This is a genomic window from Candidatus Colwellia aromaticivorans, from assembly GCF_003333305.1.
Classification (GTDB): Bacteria; Pseudomonadota; Gammaproteobacteria; order Enterobacterales; family Alteromonadaceae; genus Colwellia; species Colwellia aromaticivorans.
The window spans coordinates 12496-31405 of record NZ_QOLD01000003.1; the positions used below are offsets into that span (position 1 = coordinate 12496).

Below are 18910 nucleotides of genomic sequence, written 5' to 3' on the forward strand. Positions count from 1 at the left end.
TGCAACGAAGAACATGATTTGATCAGGGGCCCCTGTAAGGCTAGTTTAGAAACGCTTTATGCTACGTTATTGATTTCGACAATGGAACAACCATTATCTTCAATCAAAGCCTTGCCTAAAGGCGTTTCTAACTCCAGCTGAATCCGACATATTGAAGTAACATGGGTATAAATTCACCTATTTTCTTTCGGTAAAAACATCATCAATAATGCCGCCAACAATGCAACAACACTGGCCGTTAAAAAGGCAGTGGTTGCTCCTAAGCCATCAAGCCATAATGCGCCCGCTAGATATGCTCCAATGGCCCCACCTACGCCATAAACACCTCCCAGATAAATGGCTTGGCCTCTTGATTGCTGGCAAGCACTAAAGTGACTACTGATAAAGATCATTGAAGCGCTATGAAACAAAGCAAAGCTAGCCGCATGCATTAACTGTGTCAATGCTAACATCCAAGCAGACTCGCCATACAAAGCCACCAAAAGCCAACGTAAGGCAGTAACAGCTAAACTAAAGATCAATAAGGTTTTCAACGAAAAATGTTTAAAAAAACTACTCGCAAAGATAAAGACTAGTATTTCAGCCAAAACACCTAATGAAATAAACAAACCGACAGCAAAACCTGGGTACTCTAAATCTCGTAAAAATAAAGCAAAAAAGCCATAAAAGGGACCAAAACTAATTTGCAATAATATTCCTGCAATAAAAAAGATCAGAAACCTAGATTCAAGTAATTTATCTTTTATTGATAATACCTGTATTTTCGCTGTGCTAAGAACGTGACGAGATTTAAGACTAAGTGTTGAAAACAACAATAACAATAAAGCAACACAGCCCATAACGACAAAAGCATTGGTAAATGGAGTGTTTGTAACACTTGATAAGCTCTTTTCTTGATAAAACGTCATTACTTGTCCAGCAAAAATAGCTAAAACAATAAAACCCAAACTTCCCCATAAACGAATACGTGCATAAATTTTACTGCTGCGCCTCACTGAATTTAAGGTTAATACTTCAAGTTGAGGTAATATTGCCGTCCAAAAAAGGCTAAAAAATGCTAAACAAATACTAATTGCCCAATAATTATCCAACCAAAATAACAACATAAAACTCAAAAGAGCGAGTACTGCTCCCAGGCGAATGATAAGTAATTGCTGCCCCGTTTTATCCGCTAAAATAGCCCATAGGCTTGGCGCAATAATTTTGGTCGCGGTAAGAATGGCAAAAATTTCACCCAGCTCAAGCGAAGTGAAACCCTTACTATCAAGAAAAACTGAAAGATACGGTGAGATTAAGCCAAGAATGGCAAAATAAAAAAAATAACTGGAAGATAGGCGGGTAAATAATGACAAGTTTTATTCCTATTTACCCGCTGATGCTAATTTATTGTTCAGTTATTACAGGCGTACTACAAACAACATCGGCATTTTGCGCACGATGTCTTAAATAGTGATCGACTAAAGTTAACGCCAACATTGCCTCTGCAATGGGTACTGCACGAATACCAACACAAGGATCATGTCGACCTTTAGTAATAATATCCGTTGCTTCGCCGCTAACATCAACCGTTTTACCACTCACACCAATACTTGAAGTTGGCTTTAATGCTAAATGTGCAATGATGTTTTGTCCTGAAGAAATACCACCTAAAACACCACCCGCATGATTACTAGCAAAACCTTGTGGTGATAATTCATCTCTATGCTCTGAGCCTTTTTGATTAACAACAGCAAAACCATCACCAATTTCAACACCTTTTACCGCATTAATACTCATTAAGCCATGAGCGATTTCAGCGTCAAGCCTATCAAAAATAGGCTCGCCTAATCCAACGGGTACATTGGTTGCTACTACACTGACTTTTGCGCCGATAGAGTCTTTAGCACGCATAATATCACGCAAATGTTGGTCTAATTGTTCAAGCTTGGTATTGTCGGGGAAAAAGAACTGATTCTGTTCTACTTCAGTCCAATCAATATTTTGAAAATCAAGTGGTTCGCCATTGGTAGATGTGGCCGTAATCTCGCCAATTTGAGTCACGCAGGCTTGTATCTTCATGCCAAATTTTAGCGCTAAATATTTTTTAGCTATGGCGCCCGCAGCAACACGCATAGCGGTTTCTCGAGCAGAAGAGCGACCACCACCACGATAATCACGTAATCCATATTTTTGCGAATAAGTGTAATCAGCATGGCCGGGGCGAAAGCTTTGCGCAATATTACCGTAGTCTTTAGAGCGTTGATCAGTATTCTCAATAATCAAGCCTATAGGTGTTCCTGTTGTTTTACCTTCAAACACACCTGACATGATTTTTACTATATCTGCTTCATTACGCGCAGTAGTAAAGCGTGACTTACCTGGACGACGTCTATCAAGATCGATTTGTAAATCTGCTTCGCATAATTCAATTCCAGGAGGGCAGCCATCAACAATAGCACCTAACCCTAAGCCATGGCTTTCGCCAAATGAAGTAACAGTAAATAATTTTCCGAAAGTATTGCCTGACATTTTAACTCCAACGTCTGTTATTAATTCTTTGATTTATACCCGTGCATCTTCAAGTGGAACGGGTATATTCTCATTTAAAGCAGCAGTAAAAACCGCCGAAAACTCAACCAATTGTGCCTTAGTTAGCATAAATACACCATGGCCACCACGTTCAAAATTAAGCCAAGTAAAAGGCACCTCACTGTATAAAGCTTTTACGTGTACTTCTGAGTTACCTACTTCACAAAAAAGTAAGCCTCCATCATTCAAATGCTGTGCACTTTGCGCCAATATAACACGCACAATATCTAGGCCATCATCGCCACAACCTAAGCCCATTTCAGGTTCATGGAGATACTCTTGCGGTAAACTGTCAATATCTTGCTGATCGACATAAGGTGGATTAGAAACAATTAAATCATAACGTTGTTCTTCAACCCCAGAAAAAATATCAGATTGAATGGGAATAACGTGTTCACTAAGACCGTGGTTTTCTATATTTATTTGCGCAACATTTAACGCATCTATCGATAAATCTACCGCATCTACCTCTACATCATCAAAATAACTCGCACAGGCTATGGCAATACAACCACTGCCCGTACATAAATCCAAGATACGTTTGGGCGCTTTATTAGCGGCTATATAAGGAAAAAACTGGTTTTCAATTAACTCTCCAATAGGAGAACGTGGAATTAATACTCGCTCATCAACATAAAAAGGTAACTGAGCAAAATAAGCAACGTTAGTTATATAAGCCACCGGAATTTGTTCTTCGATGCGACGGGTAAATAATGCCAACACGTTTTGCTTTTCTGATTCAATCAAACGACAAGTCATCAGGCTATCATCTACGTCATTAGGTAGTGATAAAGCATACATTACCAATATATATGCATCATTAAAGGCATTTTCACTACCATGTCCATAAAACAATTCTGCTTGATTAAACAATGTTGCACCATATCGACAGTAATCAGCGATAGTATGCAATTGACTCGTTACTGAGGTTAATTTATTCACTTTTATTCCTATAATTTTTACGTTTATTCTGTTTCATTAAATTCATTACTTGTAAAGATTAGCAGATATTTTTAAACTGCCGCTATGAAAATGAAAAACACCAATAAAAAGCTAATACATGCTAACGATGAATCACTTTTTAAAGAAGCAATAGGCAAGATCAAGCCTTTAAAAGTGGACACCATACACTTTGCTAAAAAAGTCAGCAAGCCTAAAACACATGCTCAGCCCAAAAACAGTAAAAAAGCCTTTGCCCAGTTCCACTTTTCTGACGAATTTGAACCCCATTTAAACAAACAAGGGCCAATGAAGTATGTGCGAGCGGATGTTAATAGTTTTGAAGCCAAAAATTTACGCCGAGGGTTTTATAGCCCTGATTTAATTTTAGACTTACATGGTTTAGACCAACATCAAGCTAAACAAGAAATTGCCGCGCTACTTTATGCTTGTCAAAAAGAACATGCCCAATGCATTTGTATTATTCATGGCCTTGGCTCAAGAATATTGAAAAATAAAGTCCCTCATTGGTTAGTACAGCACCCTGATGTGATGGCATTTCATCAAGCAACATTAGAATGGGGAGGCAACGGTGCTTTGTTAGCCTTAGTAGAACTAAAAGATAAGTTTAATAGAAATTAATGATTAAACTATTCACTATTTAACTTAGCAGGTGAAATAATATCTAGCAACTGCCCTTGCATGCACTTAGTATCATAATCAATTACCGCGATGGCACCTGTTGGAAAAATAGGCATCTGGTTTTTATCCGTTAATTGGGCGACAAAATAGCTAACAAAAGGCATATGAGAAACAAATAATACTGCTAGATTTTTATCACCATGATCTACTTCATTACACTGGCTAAGTAAACCGTCTAAAAAATCATGCATGTGCTGAGCATTACCTGACGGGGTAATTAAATCGAGTGTTTTCGGCTGAGTCATGAGTAGATTAGATTTTATTAGAAAATCAGACACATTCTCACAAGTTTGTTGCGCTCGAATATACGGGCTCACAAAAACATCTAACAATTTTGGGGTCTTTTGTAATAACCATCGTCCCATTATTTTAGCTTCGAGAATCCCTTGGTCAGTCAAAGGCCTCAAAGAATCATCACCTGTTATATTCGCCGCTTCACCATGTCGCATTATAAAAATTTGCATTTACTCTCCCGCACATTAAGTAGATATACCCGTTCCACTTGAAGATGCTCGTTTCAGGAAGTCTGAGTGATTCATAATCAAGGCACATTTTTTTATTAAGGGTTACTCCCTTAAAAAGAAATGTAACGCAGAATATGATTTACTCAGCCTTTCCCAAAGGGCTGGTTTATAAACGTTTTATTCTGCGTTATTGATTTCGACAAGGGAATAACCATTATCTTCAATCAATGCCTTGCCTAAAGACGTTTCTAATTCCAGCTGAATCATGCATCTTCAGGTGGAACGGGTATATGCTTACGCAGTTGTCAATTTTGAGGCTATAGTAATAGAATCTAAATGCCTTTTACATTATCTGTTAAGAATATATAGACTCTAGTTATTCCATAAGGTAATTTAGACTGTTAACTTGTTATTATAATAGTAATTTTTAGTATACCAATTGAATTAATTCTTGTTGCTATACCCATGATACTTCAAGATGCGCGTTTCAGGACACCTGAACGATTCATGATCAAGGCGCATTTTTTTATTAAGGGTGATCCCTTAAAAAGAGATGCAACGAAGAGCCTGATTTGCTCAGGGATCCCCGTAGGGCTGGTTTAGAAACGATTTTTGCTACGTTATTGATTTCGACAATGGCGCTACATGGATGTAGCTTATTAGATAATGCAGGAGCACATTATCCTGAACAACCATTCTCTTCAATCAAATCCTTGCGTACATGGATGTAGGTACTTAGGTTCAGTCTGGAACTATGAACCTGTGCCTAAAGTCGTTTCTAATTCCAGCTGAATCCGACATATTGAAGTAACATGGGTATAAGCTTAGGAGCCAAACGTTGAAGCAAAGTCCAAATGATTTAAAAGAGTATCAATCACTTACCTTGGATAATGGTTTACGGGTTTTATTGGTTCATAATGAAGAAACAGACAAATGTGCTGCAGCGCTCGCAGTAAATGTTGGACATTTTAATGATCCTCATGACAGGCAAGGATTAGCACATTTTTTAGAACACATGTTGTTTTTAGGCACTAACAAATACCCTGACGGTAGCGAATATCAAAAATTTATCAGCCAACACGGCGGCAGTAATAATGCTTGGACTGCGACCGAGCATACCTGCTTTTATTTTGACATTCATCATCAACACTTTACTGAAGCATTAGATCGTTTTAGCCAATTTTTTATCTCTCCGCTTTTAGCAGATGAATTTATCACCAAAGAACGCAAAAATATTGAAGCTGAATTTAAGTTAAAACTTAAAGACGATATTCGCCGCTTATACGATGTTCATAAAGAAACCATTAATCAACGTCACCCTTTTTCAAAGTTTTCAGTCGGTAATATAGATACACTTGCAGATAGAAATAGTGAAAGCATCAGTAAAGAAGTTAAAGATTTTTTTAACCTATATTACCAAGCTAGCTACATGACTCTCGCGATAGAAGGCCCGCAAACATTAATAGAATTAACGCAGTTGGCCAAAGAAATGTTTGGCGGGATACAAAATAACAAGTCAATATTACCGACTATAACCGAGCCTTTATATTTACCAGAACATCAAGGTATTTACATTAATGTAAAGCCCGTTAAAAATGATCATCAGCTGATCATCAGCTTTGCCATGGAAAGTATTGATAAATTCTACCAAGACAAACCTGAATCAGTATTAGCTTATCTTATTGGTCATGAAGGCGCGGGCAGTATTTTATCTGCATTAAAAAGAAACCAATGGGCTATGGGGTTAACCGCTGGCTCTGGCATCAATGGCTCTAACTTTAAAGATTTTAATATTAGTATTAGTTTAACCGAATTAGGCGAAACCTGTATTGATGAAATTATATCGGTAGTTTTTTCTTATATTGGTTTATTAAAGTCCGCAACACTACCTCTTTTTTACTATCAAGAAAAGCAAGCTATTGCCGAGCTGTCATTTACTTATCATGAGAAAACCAGCCCCTTAGATAATGTCAGCCAGCTAGTCATTAATATGCAACACTACCCGTGTGAAGATTATATTTTTGGCGATTACATTATGTCAGGTATGGATGATAAAAATATTAGTCTCTTACTAGATTGCTTAAGCGCTGACAATATGCGCGTTATCCATGTTAGCCAAGAAAATAGTTTTTCACAAACAAGTTTTTGGTACCAGGTTCCTTACCAAGTCACTAAAATATCTGCAGAAAAGCTAACATATTGGCGGGAGTTATCTACCCCTAGAAATGCTAATTTAAAGATTAATAAAGCCCTATTTCTGCCACAAGCTAACCCATATATCACAGGTAACCCATATATTTATGACAACGAAGATCACAACACCTTACCTACAAAAATAGAAAGTAGCAGTGGTTTAGCCGTATGGTATAAACAAGACACAACGTTTAATGTACCCAAAGGCTATATTTATCTAGGAATTGATTCTCCTTACTCAATAGAAAGTATTGATACTATAGCGATGACACGTTTATTTGTTGACCTCTATACTAATACTGTTGTTGAAGAAAATTACGATGCCGAACTTGCTGGTATTCATTATCATCTATATGCCCATCAAGGAGGGATTACCCTTCAACTATCTGGCATTAGTGAAAATCAACCACGATTATTAGAGAAACTGCTTTATCGGTTAACCCATCATGATAGTAACGAAGAAAACTTTACATTATTCAAGCGACAACTCATTAAACATTGGAAAAATAGTGATAAAAGCAAGTCAATATCTCAGCTATTTTCCACTCTTAGCTCATTGATGCAACCAAATAATCCGAGTGCTGATGAGTTATCTGATTCGCTAAGCAAAATTACTTTTCTACACTACCAAAGTTTTTGTCAAAAGCTTTTTAAACAAATCACCCTTGAAGTGTTAATTCATGGTAATTGGCTAATTGAGCATGCAACTAACATAGTAACCAATATCAAACTGGCATTTACTAATAATTACAGCAACAAACATGCAGTGCAATGCCCTGTAGTAGACATAACTAACAAAAGAACGCTTATTTTACCTATGCTGATCCCTGATCATGATCATGCTAGTGTTGTTTATACTCCGTTACCTACAAGAGATGAAAACTTAGTTGCCTTAACTATGGTCACTAGCCATCTATTATCACCACTATTTTTTCAAGAAATGCGTACCGAAAAACAATATGGTTATTTAGTGGGTGTAGGCTATGTGCCAATTAATCGCTATCCGGGCATTGCCTTTTATATTCAGTCACCACACATAGATTCAATAGCGCTAACAAAAGCAATAGACGAATTTATTACTGACAGTTTAGAAATGCTAACCGAGATAAGTGATGATAATTGGTTACACTTAATCAATGGATTAGCAGGACAACTACAGGAAAAAGATAATAACTTGAGAATAAAAAGTCAGCGATTTTGGGCTGCTATTTGTAATAAAGATTTAACCTTCTCTCATAAAGAAAAACTCGTCAATGCTATTTTAGCCTTGAGCTTTGAGCAAGTAAAATGCTTCATCAAAAACCAATTAATGGCAGTAGCAAATCCCGATAGAGTTATTTTATCTTCCATGAAAAATATTAATACAGCTATAGCCCAAAAGATACAATACGAATTAAACGGTGAAATAATAAGCAAAGTTGATGATTTTATAGAAAAAAGCAAAAGAAAATATTAATGCTGCCGATAAAGGATCTATCATTAGTTATTAAGTAAAAAAATGAACCCCTAACTAAAGTTGACTTAAGACATAGCATGACTTTTAATGGTGTGTCTTCAAGCTTGTTCTTTTAGTGCTAGCGTTTAAATACTAAAACTAATAATAATTTTATTTTCCTTAATTTAGGTTGAACCGTGCTGCCATATTCTTTTAGGTTTCCCTCTGTTTATTTTGTGCGTTTGATGTTTAAAAACCTAAACTCAATAAACATTAAAAGCCTTCTTATAAATTTTGTTATATGGCTATGTATTGCAACCAGTACAACCGCATTTTCTTTTAATGAGTTAGCGGATAAAAAATTAGGTGCGACATCTATTAATTCTACTTTTATTGAATCGAATAATAATTTATTAAAATTTAGCCAGTTATCTACCTTAGATGGTTTATCAAGTTCTAATGTTTTTGGCATCACTCAAGATAACCAAGGCTTTATCTGGTTCGCCACCGAAGATGGGCTAAACCGTTTTGATGGCAATAATTTTGTCACCTACCGCCACAATGCCAATAACCAACATTCAATTGCTGATAATATAATTCGTAAAATATTTATCGATAGTGAAAAAACCTTATGGGTTGGTACACAAAATGGCTTAAGTCGCTATAATAATGAACTTGATAACTTTGATAACTTTACGACTAAAATAAATGATGAAAACTCTCTTCGAGATAATATAATTTGGGACATTTATCAAAACAAAAACGAATTAATAAAAAGTAATCAAGCTAAACCATTACTTTGGATATCAACAACGAAAGGTTTACACACACTTAACGTAGATGATGATATAAAAAAAATCACATTCCAACGTATAAACATTAAAAACTACAATGATAGAATTCGAGAAATAAAAACTATTTTTCAAGACAAACAACAAAATTATTGGTTAGGGGGATTTGATAACGGTATTCATTTACTGAGTAAAAACTTAACTTACCTTGGCTCACTGACAAGCCAAAACAAATATGATTTAACCATTGATGCAGAATCACTTTTCGATATAAAAACTATCGATAATCAATATTGGCTAGCAACCGATAATGGTTTATTTATTGTTGATGATCGCTACCAATTAGTTTCACATTTAACAGCCAATAAAATACCAAATAGCACCAAGCAACCTTTACTATCAAACTATATTAGAGCGATAGAGCAATTTGATGAAAATAACGTATGGCTTGCTACCCATGGTGGTTTAAATACCGTCAATCTACTAAACGATCAAATTGAAAGTTATCAAAATAACACTCAATCAACCTCGCTTAGTGAAAATTGGTTAATGGATATTTATCGTGATAGTAACGGCACCATGTGGCTGGCTAGCTATGGTGGTGGTTTAAATAAATATTCACCGTTAACAGGTTTATTTCGTCATGGCTTAACAACCCAAAAGGGCAAAAACTACCGAGTAGGATCTTTCGCTGAAACATCAGGCGATATAATTTGGTTATCAACAGACAAAAAAGGATTATTTAAGGTTAATAAAAACAAATCTATAGAACAAGTAAAGATTCAATTAAAAGAAAATATTATACAAGTTCTAGCTGATAAAAATAATAACCTCTGGCTTTATACTGAAAATAATCAGCTTTTTAATTACCTTCCACAATCAAAAAAATTAGTAGAACATAACAAATGGCAAGAGAAGGCTAATTATTCATATTATTCAAAGAGCAATCAGATAAAAATGATTAACACTGAACTTTGGTATATAAATAAAGATGCCCGTCTAACTTTTTATAACACCACAGCTCAGACATTTGTTAGTTATATAGCACCAGATAATGTGACTATAAAGGAAATACAAAAAGACACTAAAAACAATTTGTGGTTAATTTCTTCAGACAATCAATTAATTAAATTTAATGTTATAACTAAGGCATTTCAAGGCACTAAAATAAACTTACCTAAAAATTATGAAAGTGAACAATATATCAATCTAAAAGTCAGTGGAAATTGGTTTTGGTTAGGCTCTGACTCACAAGGAATAGCCTTAATTAATAGACATAATAATCAAATGGAAATATTTAACACCGGAAATATATTAAAAGATAACCATATATCTTCAATTCAAATTGATTCTAAAGAAAACGCCTGGTTAGCAACAAATACAGGTATAACGGCTATAATCCCAAAGACTAAAACTGCAGTGCATTTTGATACTGATTTTGGTATTTTTAATCCTGAATTTCATAAATATACTTCTTTTAAGGCAAAAAATGGAAATATATTTTTTGGCAGTCCAAATGGCTTTTATCAGTTTAATCCAAATGATGTGCTCAAAATAAGCCAAAGTATTACCCCTCCCCTATTTACTCATTTATACGTAGCAAATAAAAAGATAGCCATAGATACAAACATTGATAATCTAGAAAACGCCTCGTCCTCATTTACCATAAAAAAACAGCTTCACAATATTGAGAAGGTGGAACTAGCCTATAAACAATCCCCAATTAGTTTTGAATTTATTTCACCCAACACAAAACTGCCATCTCAATTAGGTTATAAATATCGTTTACTTAGTTTAGAGAAAGATTGGATTGATGCAGCAACAAATATTGGCATTAATAATAACCGTGCCACCTACACCAACCTAAGTCCCGGTGATTATATTTTTGAAGTGCAAGCATACGACATTCACCAACCGAGTAATTCAAAAACAAGCCATTTAAATGTACTCATACTACCACCTTGGTGGCTAGCAACTAGTATGTTATTCGTATATTCCCTAGTATCATTACTCATATTGACCTATGTCATCCAACAATATCGAAATAAGAAACTTTATAATTCACAAATTAAAGAAAGCGAAGAGCGATTAAAACTATCCCTTTGGGGTAGTGGTGATGAAATGTGGGATTGGAATATAGCGACAGGTAAAATATTTCGTTCTAACATCTGGGGGGTTTTAGAGTTCCCTCAAGATGGTACTCGAAATAGTAGTTCAGAGAAAAATAGTCTGGGTAAAGAAAATACGAATGTTCATCAACATGATATAGAGCGAGTCAAACAAGCCTTAGACAATCACTTTACTAATAAAACTGAACACTTTGAGGCAACATATCGTGTTAAAGATAAAAATAACAGTTGGATTTGGATTTTAGATCGTGGAAAAATAGTTGAAAGGGATGAAAACAATAATGCTACCCGTATGACAGGTACATTAAAAGATATAAGTCAGATAAAAAAAGCCGAAGAGCGTTTGAAATTATTTGCACGCTGCATCCAAAACATATCTGATGCAGTGGTTATTTATGACCGTCAATTTATTGCTGTTGACGTCAATAAAGCTTTTCAGCGCGTTACAGGTATAAGTAAAACTAAAATGGTAGGTTCCTCATTAAGCTTTAATCAATATCCTATAAGCTTTTCTCAAAATATCAAAAAACACCTACTAACGAAAGGCAGCTGGCATGGTGAGGTAGAAAATTTACGTGTTAATGGTAGTAAATATTTAACTGATCTAAGTATTGATATCATTCACGATGAAAATGGCAATATATCTCATTTTGTTGGTGTTTTTTCTGACATAACAAAGCGTAAAGAGACTGAAGCTGAATTAATAAAATTAGCAAGCTCTGATACTTTAACCGGTTTACCCAATCGTGCCTTTTTTCAAGCAAATCAAACTCGGTTAGTCAAAAAAAATATCAACCATGCCCTACTTGTATTTGATTTAGATAACTTCAAAAAAATCAATGACTCTATGGGGCATCAAGTGGGTGATAACATATTATGCCAAGTAGCTGAACGCATGTTAACTCTGAGCAGTAAAAAAGATACCGTTTATCGTTTAGGTGGGGATGAATTTAGTATTATTATTGAAGACACTAATGATATCCATACAATAACCTCTCTTGCCAAAGATATATTGCGTACTATTGCACAGCCTTTTAAACTTAAGAATCAAGAAATTGTACTCTATAGCAGTATCGGCATTGTACTGTTCCCTGAGGATGGATTAACAGGCCATGAGTTACTGAAAAATGCCGATACGGCTATGTATCATGCAAAAGGCAGTGGCGGCAATAAATACCAGTTTTTCAGTGACTCTATGAATAAACAGGCAGTTAAACGTCTACAAGTTGAAAATTTAATTCGCCACGGCTTAAAGGAAGACTCATTCTCAGTTTATTATCAGCCTAAAATTGAAATTGCTACAGGAAAAATTGCCGGTATGGAAGCATTGGTTCGATTTGAAACACCTAATAAGGACGTGGTTAGCCCCATTGTGTTCATTCCTGTTTCTGAAGAGACAGGACAAATTGTTCATATAGGAGAAGTAGTTCTAAGAAAAGCCTGCTTTGCCACTAAAAAGTGGGTTGATGCCGGATTATTTGATGGCCGAGTCGCAGTCAATTTATCGGCAGTACAATTTACTCAAGCTAATTTAGTAGCACAAATCACTGATATTTTAAAAGAAAGTCAACTACCGGCTAAGCATCTTGAGCTTGAAATTACCGAAGGTACCGTAATGGACTCTCCACAAGCAGCTATAGATACTATGTTGCAAATAAGATCGATGGGTATTCATTTATCGCTTGATGATTTTGGCACGGGTTATTCTTCTTTAGCTTATTTAAAGAAATTCCCTCTGAACACATTAAAAATAGATAAAGCCTTTGTTGATGATATAGAGCAATCTGAGCAAGGCAGAAATATGGTTGCAACGATTGTGACTATCGCGCATAACTTGGGTATGGATGTAGTCGCTGAAGGTGTTGAAACTAATCAGCAGCTAAGTTTTTTAGCTGGATTGCGCTGTGAGCAATTACAAGGCTATTTATATAGTAAACCGCTAGCAACAGAACATTTTCAAAAGTATTTATTAGCCCATCAAATTACAAGTAAATCGACCTCATTTAATCGGTAAATTTATTTTATACAACAAACGTCAAAAAACCATCATCACAGTTATAGTGATGATTCGGTACTTCAATAAAACACAATTTATTCAATAAATCTAATCTGAACCTTCACTTTTAAAGGGCTACAACCTTTACTCGTCAACTTGGCATAATTTAAGCACTAACTTTCCTGAAATTACTAATAAATAATTAAAAGGAAAATATCATGTTAAGTTCACTTATTCTATCAATGGCAATGTCAATGTCCCCAGCTACTACAATTGAAACTAATGATTTACAAGTACAAGAAGCTAGCCACAGACGTGGCACTTTACGTATCAGTGATAATGGAAGCTCATCGCCTACCAGCCACAGACGTGGCACTTTACGTATCAGTGATAATGGAAGCTCATCGCCTACCAGCCACAGACGTGGCACTTTACGTATCAGTGATAATGGAAGCTCATCGCCTACCAGCCACAGACGTGGCACTTTACGTATCAGTGATAATGGAAGCTCATCGCCTACCAGCCATAGACGTGGCACTTTACGTATATAACTCTACCTATAACAAACCCTATCGAAGAGGTTAATAATAATGATTAATTTATTTAAAATTTTATTTAGTGCAACTACGGTGAAGAAAAGTAAAACAAACCCTATTGCCGCTCGTATTGAAATTAAAGAGACTTCCGCTAATACTTGGTGGTCTTAAATAATTTTTAGACAGTAATATTCAAATCTAAAATTTATATTGAGTTATATTAGACGATATAAAAAGATTACTAACAAGGATGTTAGCAACTTTATTCCTTTCTCATCAAACCACAACAACTAAACTACCTTGTATTTTACAAGTACGTATCTAAGCTCTAAAAATCAACTGTTCAAAGCCAAACAAACGGTTTAACTGCATTCGCTTTTTCATCGCAAACATTGGCCATATCAACGGACCCAACACTAGTCCGGCTACAGTCCATCGTTTACAACCAAAGCCTGTTATTAGCGCCTGACAGTAAAAAAACACTCCACAGAGCACACTAATAAACACGACTAACAACACTAAAAGCAACAACATCATACTTCCACAACAATAAAATACTTATCTAATTAAAGCTAACCTACGAATCGGCGCTAATATAATTAAATCAGCCAGTTCATTCAACAAAAAAGTTCCTATTACGGCTATTCAACAGGAAAATACAATGGCAATAAACTGCCTGCCTTTATGGATCCCTTTTACCGTTACCCGGATCATTAATGCATCAACATAAAGTGCACAGTGGTAAGGCTTATCGTTTAGGATAAAATTCACAATTAAAAAGTTAAATACTAATAAGCTATAGTCAAAATATTTTTCTACAAGTGCTAAGAGATATCTCTAGATATTAAAACAAAAAACGCCAACCTATACCCAAGACACTTCAAAATGCGAGTTTCAGGATGCCTGAGCGGATCATGATCAAGGCGCATCTTTTTATTAATGGTTGTTCCATTAAAAACAGATGTAACGATGAGCATGTTTTGCCCAGTCATCCCCGCAAGGCTGGTTTATAAACGTTTTATACTGCGTTATTGATTTTGAGAAGGGAGTAACCATTCTCTTCAATTAAGGCCTTGCCTAAATACGTTTCTAATTCCAGCTGAATCCTGCATTTTGAAGTGACTTGGGTATATTATAGTTAGCATTTTCAATTACATTATCGTAAGAATAACCTTCGATTAAAGCTTAATAATAACTCGTTCTATTTTCAGCCATAGCCACTAAAGCGTCACAAGGTGTATAACGCTCGCCATATTGTTGTGACCATTGTGTTAATTGCTCGACTAATGATGATGCGCCAATGTTGTCAATATAGCGTAAAGGGCCTCCTAAAAACGGTGGAAAGCCAATACCAAAAATAGCACCAATATCACCATCACGGGCATTACGAACAATACTTTCATCAACACAGCGTGCCGCCTCATTAAGCATCATATAAGTACAACGTTTTGCTATTTCATTAGCTGATAAATGACCAACAGGATTGATGTTTAATAAAGCATAAATACTTGTATCAACTTGCTTCCCTTTTTGCTTAAATCCGTGCGTAAGCCCTTTCTTAACATTCTTACCGTATAAATAAAAACCTTTATTAACTTTTTTTCCTAAACGACCATCATCAAGTAATTTATCAAAAGCGGTCGGCGCTGCGAAACGCTCACCCAAGTCAGCTTGCAATATAGGACCTATTTTCGCGCCAACATCAATCCCTACTTCATCAAGCAATTGCATTGGTCCAACAGGGAAACCAAAATCAACTAGGGCTTTATCAAGCTTATCAATGGGTTCACCTGCAAGTAACAAAATAGCAGCTTCATTCATATAAGGTGCTAAAATACGGTTAACGTAAAAACCAGCTTTATCTTTAACAACGATCGGTGTTTTACCTTGTTTTTTAGCAAACGCGACTGTCGTAGAAATAGTTTGATCTGACGTTTTTCCTGTCGTGGAGTGGTGAGGAATAATTTCTACCAGTGGCATTTTATCTACTGGCGAGAAATAATGTAGACCTATCACATTTTCAGGGCGCGCCGCTTTAGCAGCAATTTTTCCAATAGGTAAGCTTGAGGTGTTACTAGCAAATATCGTTGACGCTTTAGTCTGTTGTTCAACCTCAACCACCATGTTCTGTTTTAATTCTAAGCTTTCAAATACTGCTTCTACCACAATATCAACCTCTTTAAAGCCAGAATAATCAATGGTACCAGTGATCATCGATAACTGCTTTTGCAATTCACTGTTGCGAATAAAACGACTTTTGACTTTTTTAGCTAACAAATCATAACTGTATTTTATTGCATGACTAACACCTTGGTGAGAAATATCTTTAATACGTGCAGGAATCTTTGCCTTAGTTGCAGTAACAAAAGCGATACCACCCCCCATTAAGCCACCACCAAGCACACCTGCCTTAGTTATTTTTTTAGGCATAACATCAGCTATCCCTTGCTCTTTTTTCATGGCGGTAGTTGCAAAGAAAATGTTACGTAGTTGTGCTGATACGTCACTCATCGCAAGCTCTGCAAAATGCTCCGCTTCAATTTGATAGCCTTTCGCAGATGGCTGCTCCATGCCTGTTTTCACACAATCGATAATTTTAGCGGGTGCAGGATAGTTACCCTTCGTTTTTGATAACACTGTCTTTTTCGCTTGGCTATAAACAATACTACGACCAACAGAGGTGCCTTCAAGAAATTTATTAACTAATGATGATTTGAATGTTGGTGCTTGTTTAAAGCTTCCCGCAAGTGCCATTTTTTCAGCGGTTGCAATTAAAATACTGTTAGGGACTACATCATTCACTAAACCTGCTTTTAATGCTTGGTTTGCTCTAAGTTGTTTACCCGTTAGCATCATATCTAGTGCTTTTTGTACACCAACTAATTTAGGTAACCGCTGAGTTCCACCACCACCAGGTAATAAACCTAATTGCACTTCAGGCAAACCTAATGCTGTTTTGTTACTGTCACTACAAACACGAGCATGACATGCCATTGCGAGTTCTAAGCCGCCCCCTAGGCATGCACCATGAATTGCTGCAACAACAGGAACATTTAACTGTTCAAGTTGTAATAAAATCATTTGACCTTGGCGAGAAAGGGCAGCAACCTCTGCCTTTGTTTTGCAATCATCAATCATCTTGATATCAGCACCGGCAACAAAAGAGTCTTGTTTACCACTGCATAAAACAACCCCTACGATAGAAACATCGCCTTTAATTTCAGCTAATACATCAGCAACTTGCTCAGCAAACTCGGCTTTAAGTGTATTCATGGTGTCACCGACAACATCCATCACCAAATGGGCAATGCCATTATCTTGACGAACTAAGGTAAACGCACTGTTGTTTTCTAATTTATTATCATTCATTAATCTGTCTCCACTACCATAGCTGCACCTAAACCACCTGCAGCACAAGCCGTAGCTAAGCCTACCCCACCACCACGACGATTTAATTCGTTCAAGGTTTGGGTAATCAATCGAGCGCCTGTTGCCGCAAAAGGATGACCATAAGCGAGTGAACCACCCATAACATTAAACTTAGCCATATCTATTTCACCTATCGCCTTATCACGCCCTAAATGTTCTCTGGCAAATTTATCACTAGCAAACATTTTCATATTTGCTAACGCTTGCGCCGCAAAAGCTTCATGCATTTCAATCAGATCTAAATCCGCTAATTCCATGCCTGCGCGCTTTAAAGCAATTGGCGTTGCATAACTGGGTCCCATCAACATATCTTGCCAAACGTCAATAGCGGCAAATCCAAAACTACGAATATAGCCTAGCGGCTTATAACCGAGTTCTTTGGCTCTGCCTTCACGCATTAATAATATTGCCGCACCGCCATCCGTTAATGGTGTACTTGTCGCTGCGGTAACTGTGCCATGCTTACGATCAAAACAAGGAGGCAGTTTGGCGTACCCTGCTAACGTAGAGTTTTCACGAATACAGTTATCTTGATCTATAAAATTTTTGTATGGTTCACTATGAGCACTCATCACTTCACCAGTAAGCTTACCTTCTGCCCAATTTTGCGCTGCTAACGTATGAGAGCGATGCGCCAGAGCATCTTGTTCTTCCCGAGAAATATTATAGGTTTTAGCCATTTGCTCTGCCGTTTGTCCCATAGAAATTCCAGTAGAATATTCTGCAACAGCAGGCGCGACCGGAAGAATATCTTTAAAACTAAGCTTTCTAATCAGCGCAATTTTTTGGCCTAAGGTTTTAGTTTTACTTAAATCTAATAACGTACGAGCAAATTTTTTCGAAACGCCAATTGGTGCAACAGAAGAAGAATCAGCACCACCGGCAATACCAACATCGACAAAACCCGCCATGATAGATTCAGCAATATTCACTGTAGATTGGAAACTTGTCGCACAAGCACGCGAAACGCTATAAGCATCAGTATGAGCATTCATGCCAGTACCTAATACTATTTCACGGGCAATATTTGGCGCTTCAGGCATTTGTATCACTTGACCAAAAACACATTGATCAATAATAGCGGGATCAACATCATGTTTTTGCAATAGCTCATTAACAACTAACTTGCCTAAATCAACAGCAGGTACGCCATGAAAAGCGGTTGCTTGTTTGACAAAAGGGGTTCTAAGACCGGCAACTACAGCAATACGCTCACCCGTTGATGTGGTCATTTTTATAGACATATTTATTTTTCTCCGGTTAACGGTTTCAACTTTCACTTTGTTTAAACAATCAGTCAAACAAGAAATAAAACAAAATCAAGAGGTCTGACCTCTTTTATGTTAACCTTGATTTTAACGAACTATCAAAAAATATCAATACTTGTTTTTCATCTGATAAGAAACATAAGCTATATAAATTGTTACAACAAAGTTAATTTATACCAATTGAATTAATGAATGCACCACTTAGCGAGAGTTAAAAGGCTTAGAGGCAAGGCATTGATTGAAGGTAATGGTTATTCAGGAGAATATGCTCCTGCATTCTCTAATAAGCTACATCCATGTAGCGTCCTTGTCAAAATCAATAACGCCGCATGTAAGCCTTTAAAACTCGCCCTTCGGGAGTTTCGTAGCAAACTGATAACATCACAAAATGAATGAAATATAGAATAACTATCTTTAACTCATTTTGTTTGCTCTAAGCTCGCTACGTAACTCTAAGTTG

General features: G+C 36.4%; 12 protein-coding genes. 6 read left to right on the forward strand and 6 right to left on the reverse strand.

The window, feature by feature from the left end:
- The first annotated feature begins 18 nt into the window (after nt 1-18).
- On the forward strand, nt 19-141 hold the full coding sequence (locus DWA31_RS17650; RefSeq protein WP_281268608.1) for a hypothetical protein: 123 nt from the start codon (nt 19-21) through the stop codon (nt 139-141).
- 32 nt (nt 142-173) lie between these two features.
- Here the strand turns inward: DWA31_RS17650 and DWA31_RS00100 are convergent, their stop codons facing one another.
- Genes DWA31_RS00100 through prmB form a run of 3 tightly spaced genes read right to left on the reverse strand, consistent with a single transcriptional unit; the run spans nt 174 to nt 3510 of the window.
- Nucleotides 174-1352: an MFS transporter gene (locus tag DWA31_RS00100; RefSeq protein ID WP_114324653.1), complete on the reverse strand. Its 1179-nt coding sequence runs from the start codon at nt 1350-1352 to the stop codon at nt 174-176.
- Between the two features lie 31 nt (nt 1353-1383).
- The gene (gene aroC, locus DWA31_RS00105) at nt 1384-2508 is read right to left on the reverse strand and encodes a chorismate synthase (protein WP_114324654.1); all 1125 of its coding nucleotides are present in this window, start codon (nt 2506-2508) and stop codon (nt 1384-1386) included.
- A 33-nt stretch (nt 2509-2541) separates the two neighbouring features.
- Nucleotides 2542-3510, reverse strand: a complete 969-nt coding sequence (prmB, locus tag DWA31_RS00110; protein WP_245942405.1) for a 50S ribosomal protein L3 N(5)-glutamine methyltransferase — start codon at nt 3508-3510, stop codon at nt 2542-2544.
- Between the two features lie 84 nt (nt 3511-3594).
- Between prmB and smrB the strand changes: the two genes are divergently transcribed.
- Nucleotides 3595-4149, forward strand: a complete 555-nt coding sequence (smrB, locus tag DWA31_RS00115) for an endonuclease SmrB (protein WP_210725510.1) — start codon at nt 3595-3597, stop codon at nt 4147-4149.
- Nucleotides 4150-4157: 8 nt separating this feature from the next.
- Here the strand turns inward: smrB and sixA are convergent, their stop codons facing one another.
- Nucleotides 4158-4673, reverse strand: coding sequence for a phosphohistidine phosphatase SixA (sixA, locus tag DWA31_RS00120; RefSeq protein ID WP_114324656.1), 516 nt, complete (start codon nt 4671-4673; stop codon nt 4158-4160).
- Between the two features lie 572 nt (nt 4674-5245).
- Between sixA and DWA31_RS17075 the strand changes: the two genes are divergently transcribed.
- The 4 genes from DWA31_RS17075 (at nt 5246) to DWA31_RS00135 (ending at nt 13768) form a co-directional block, all read left to right on the forward strand.
- Nucleotides 5246-5404: a hypothetical protein gene (locus tag DWA31_RS17075; protein ID WP_168427253.1), complete on the forward strand. Its 159-nt coding sequence runs from the start codon at nt 5246-5248 to the stop codon at nt 5402-5404.
- 107 nt (nt 5405-5511) lie between these two features.
- Entirely contained in the window at nt 5512-8322 is a 2811-nt protein-coding gene (locus tag DWA31_RS00125; protein WP_114324657.1) for an insulinase family protein, read from the forward strand.
- 224 nt (nt 8323-8546) lie between these two features.
- A complete protein-coding gene (locus DWA31_RS00130) occupies nt 8547-13235 on the forward strand; it encodes an EAL domain-containing protein (RefSeq protein ID WP_114324658.1) in 4689 nt (1562 codons plus the stop codon).
- Between the two features lie 200 nt (nt 13236-13435).
- The gene (locus DWA31_RS00135) at nt 13436-13768 is read left to right on the forward strand and encodes a hypothetical protein (RefSeq protein WP_114324659.1); all 333 of its coding nucleotides are present in this window, start codon (nt 13436-13438) and stop codon (nt 13766-13768) included.
- Nucleotides 13769-14938: 1170 nt separating this feature from the next.
- Here DWA31_RS00135 and fadJ read toward each other — a convergent pair.
- On the reverse strand, nt 14939-17122 hold the full coding sequence (gene fadJ, locus DWA31_RS00145) for a fatty acid oxidation complex subunit alpha FadJ (RefSeq protein WP_114324661.1): 2184 nt from the start codon (nt 17120-17122) through the stop codon (nt 14939-14941).
- Entirely contained in the window at nt 17122-18426 is a 1305-nt protein-coding gene (fadI, locus tag DWA31_RS00150) for an acetyl-CoA C-acyltransferase FadI (RefSeq protein ID WP_114324662.1), read from the reverse strand. The genes fadJ and fadI overlap by 1 nt, the downstream gene beginning before the upstream one ends.
- Nucleotides 18427-18910: the final 484 nt, after the last annotated feature.

Excerpts from the sequence above, each read along its gene's own strand:
- aroC (WP_114324654.1), bottom strand. The coding sequence starts at position 2,508 with ATGTCAGGCAATACTTTCGGAAAATTATTTACTGTTACTTCATTTGGC.
- smrB (WP_210725510.1), top strand. The coding sequence starts at position 3,595 with ATGAAAATGAAAAACACCAATAAAAAGCTAATACATGCTAACGATGAA.
- sixA (WP_114324656.1), bottom strand. The coding sequence starts at position 4,673 with ATGCAAATTTTTATAATGCGACATGGTGAAGCGGCGAATATAACAGGT.
- DWA31_RS00130 (WP_114324658.1), top strand. The coding sequence starts at position 8,547 with ATGTTTAAAAACCTAAACTCAATAAACATTAAAAGCCTTCTTATAAAT.
- DWA31_RS00135 (WP_114324659.1), top strand. The coding sequence starts at position 13,436 with ATGTTAAGTTCACTTATTCTATCAATGGCAATGTCAATGTCCCCAGCT.
- fadJ (WP_114324661.1), bottom strand. The coding sequence starts at position 17,122 with ATGAATGATAATAAATTAGAAAACAACAGTGCGTTTACCTTAGTTCGT.
- fadI (WP_114324662.1), bottom strand. The coding sequence starts at position 18,426 with ATGTCTATAAAAATGACCACATCAACGGGTGAGCGTATTGCTGTAGTT.